Below are 3,764 nucleotides of genomic sequence, written 5' to 3' on the forward strand. Positions count from 1 at the left end.
GGGACGGTACTTTCGAGATGGGCGCCGCCCGTTCTTTCGAAGGCGCGGTCGAGCGCGGCGAGGCGGCGGTCCCCCGCGCCCCCGATCAGCATGCGGCCGCGACCTCGGAAGCGCTTGCCAATCTTCGCCTGATGGTCGATTCGATGCCGATCGGCGTCATTGTCCTCGATGCCGAGCTCAGGGCGGAGATCATCAACCGCGCCTTCTACGACTTCTGGAAGATCGATCCGCTTCGCGCCACTGCCGGCTGCGGCTTCCGCGAGCTGATGGAGGCCAGCCGCGACGCCGACCCCTATGGTGCCGACGAGGTGGGCTGGCAACGCCACATCGCCGAGCGCGAGGCCGAAATCCGGGCAGGCGTTGCCGGTTCCAGGCAGTTGCCGCGCAATGACGGCCGCGTGCTGATCGCCTCGCTGGCACCGCTTGCCGGCGGCAAGCGTCTGATCTCCTATGTCGACATCACCGACATGAAGCATCGCGAGACCGAGGCAGAGGATGCGCGCAAGAATCTCGCCACGGTGCTGGAGTCGCTGCCGGCCGGCGTCATCATCTATGACCGCCACGATGAATTCGTCTTCGCCAACCGCAAGCTGCATGACAGTTTGCCGGCGCTGAAGCCGGCCTGGCAGCCGGGCCGCACCTTACGCGAGGCGCTCGCTCTCGGTCATTCCGCCGGCTATTTCCGGTCGAGCGGCGACGTCGAGATCGACAATCTCTATGGTGTCGACAAAGAACGCTGGCTCGACGCCATGCTGAAGCGTTACCACCTGCCCAATTCGTCCTATGAACGGCTCAATCCCGACGGTCGTTGGTTCCAGGTCTACGACATGAGAGCGGACGACGGCACGTTCATAGGGGTGCGCGTCGACATTTCCGACATCAAGGCCCGCGAGAAGGCGCTGCGCGACTCGATGCGGCAGATCGACCTTTACCGGCATGTCATGGACGAATTGCCGGTGGCGGCGTTCATCAAGGCCGAGGATCTTACAATCGAGTTCGTCAACAAGGCCTGGTGCGCGCTGACCGGCATTGCCAAGGAAGACGTCATCGGCAAGACGGACCGGCAGCTTTTCGGCGCCGAGGACGCCGAAAGCTACAGCCATGACGATGCCGAGGTCATCGCGACCGGCAAGGGGCGCGAAGTCGAGGAGCCTGTCACCCATCGCGACGGCACGGTGCGGCAGCTGATGACGCGCAAGAGCCGCCTCATCGCGACCGACGGATCGGTGCATCTGGTCGGTTCCAGCACCGACATCACCGAGGTCAAGGCGCGCGAGCGGGCGCTCAAGGAAAGCATGAGCGAGAACGAGGTGTTCCGCAACCTGATCGACAACGTGCCGGTGTCGATCTACGCGAAGCGTTCGGATCTAAGGCAATTCTACGTCAACAAGGGCTGGTGCGATCTCACCGGCTTCAGCAAGGAAGAGGCGATCGGCAAGACCGACGTCGAGATCTTCGGCGCGGACGGCGAAGCTTTCGTCGCCGGCGACCTGGCGGTGCTGCGCACCGGCGAGACGCAGGAGATCGAAGAACAGGTGACGCTGCCGGACGGCAGCGTGCGTCACCAGTTCGCGCGCAAGGGCGCGATGATCGCGTCCGACGGTTCGCTCTATCTGATCGGGTCGACCACGGACATTACGGAACTGAAACAGCGCGAGGCCGAGCTCAGCGAGGCGCGCCGGCGTGCCGTGCTTGCCGACCGCGCCAAGTCGGAGTTCCTCGCCAATATGAGCCACGAGATCCGTACGCCGATGAACGGCGTGCTCGGCATGGCCGAGTTGCTCGCAAAGTCGGACCTCGACCCAAAGCAGAGGACGTTCACCGACATCATCGTCAAATCGGGCAACGCGTTGCTCACCATCATCAACGACATCCTCGACTTCTCCAAGATCGACGCCGGCCAGCTCGTGCTCGACCCGGCGCCCTTCAACCTTGCCGAGGCGATCGAGGATGTGGCGACGCTGGTGTCGACCCGCGCCAAGGAAAAGGACCTCGAGCTCATCGTTCGCGTCCAGCCCGGGCTCGACGGGCAGTTCGTCGGCGACGTCGGCCGGATCCGACAGATCGTCACCAACCTGCTCGGCAATGCGGTGAAGTTCACCGACCAGGGCCATGTGCTGGTCGACGTGACCGGCGAGCGCGTTCCGTCGGGGACGAAGCTCGCCATCTCGGTCACCGATACCGGCATCGGCATTCCCGAAGACAAGCTGAAGCTGGTGTTCGAGAAATTCAGCCAGGTCGACACCTCCTCGACAAGACGGCACGAGGGCACCGGGCTCGGCCTTGCCATCACCTCGCGGCTGGTCGAGCTGATGGGCGGCGAGATCGGCGTCGACAGCGCCGAGGGCAAGGGCTCGACCTTCTGGTTCACCGTCACGCTGCCGCGGGCCGAGCGAGGCGGGCAGCGGATCATGCCGGTCGACGTGACCGGCGCGCGCGTGCTGATCGTCGACGACAATGCCGTCAACCGCGCGATCCTCAGCGAGCAGATGGCTTCGTGGACCTTCGATTCCTGCGCGGCCGGCGGCTGCCGCCTACGGCGTGCCTGTCGACTGCGTCGTGCTCGACTACCAGATGCCGGGCATGACCGGCGCCGAAATGGCGCGCATCGTGCGCAACACCGCCGGCCTCGCGCACACGCCGATCATCATGCTGACCTCGGTCGACCAGTCGCTCGCCAGCGCCGCCTACCGCGATCTCGGCATCGATGCGCAGCTGATCAAGCCGGCGCGTTCCTCGATCTTGCTGGAGACGCTGGTCGCCACCATCCAGCGTCATCGCCACAGCACGGCGGCCATCCATCCGGCCTTGACCGGCGACGTCGAGACCGGGGCCGGCGCGCCGCAGGCGTCCACGGCGCAGGCGACCGCGGCGGATCGCGTCCTGCTGCAGCCGCCGCCGGCGCGTGCCCGTCCACGCCTGGCCGGCGCGGAGGCCGGGCTCGACATTCTCGTCGCCGAGGACAACGAGGTGAACCAGATGGTGTTCACGCAAATCCTGGGCGAGACTGGATACCAGTTCGAAATCGTCGGCAACGGCCGCAAGGCGCTGGACGCCTTCGGCAGGCTGAACCCGCGCATGATCCTGATGGATGTGTCGATGCCCGAGATGAGCGGCCTGGAGGCGACCGCGGCCATCCGCCGGCTCGAAGCCGAGATGGGCACGCATGTGCCGATCGTCGGCGTCACCGCGCATGCACTGAAGGGCGACCGCGAGCGCTGCCTGGAAGCCGGCATGGATGATTACCTGCCGAAGCCGATCAGCCCGAAGGCGCTGCTCGAGAAGCTTGAAAGATGGCTCGGGTCGGACGCGGAAGTCCGCCGCAGCGCCGGATAACAGCCTTTCTGCGCGGCCGTTCACGGCGTCATCGACGAGGTCCGTCATCTGCGTCCAACGCAGACGTATGGTGTGATCGCACCATACAAAATGAAGGCCAGGTCAGGACAATGGCTGCTGTCGATTCCGCCCTTCGGTTACGGGCGGGAGCAGCGACCGCCGGCAAGGAACAGCGTCGACTCTACCCCAACGGACCTGTTTTCGGCGATGGCCAGGCCATGATCCGCTCTGGCGCACAGGCAACGCGCTCTCGTCCGGATTTTATTTCCCGGCGGCCGGAGATCCGGCCGCCGGGATAATTTTTGATTCAAAAGTCGGACAAGCTACTGATTCCCGCGGCAAACTTCGGCTGGGTCCGCAAATGGCAGCCGCAGGCCCCCCAAGGCATCCCCGTTCAGGCGTTACCGGGCTGACACGAAACTGTCACT

Annotated in this window: 1 pseudogene; it reads left to right on the top strand. The window is 65.1% G+C overall.

Going from position 1 to position 3,764, the window contains the following annotated elements:
* Window positions 1-128: 128 nt before the first annotated feature.
* A pseudogene (locus EOA60_RS23110) lies at window positions 129-3,336 on the top strand (response regulator).
* The last annotated feature ends 428 nt before the right edge of the window (window positions 3,337-3,764 follow it).

This window comes from Mesorhizobium sp. M1A.F.Ca.IN.020.06.1.1 (assembly GCF_004023265.1).
In the GTDB taxonomy this organism is placed as follows: Bacteria; Pseudomonadota; Alphaproteobacteria; order Rhizobiales; family Rhizobiaceae; genus Mesorhizobium.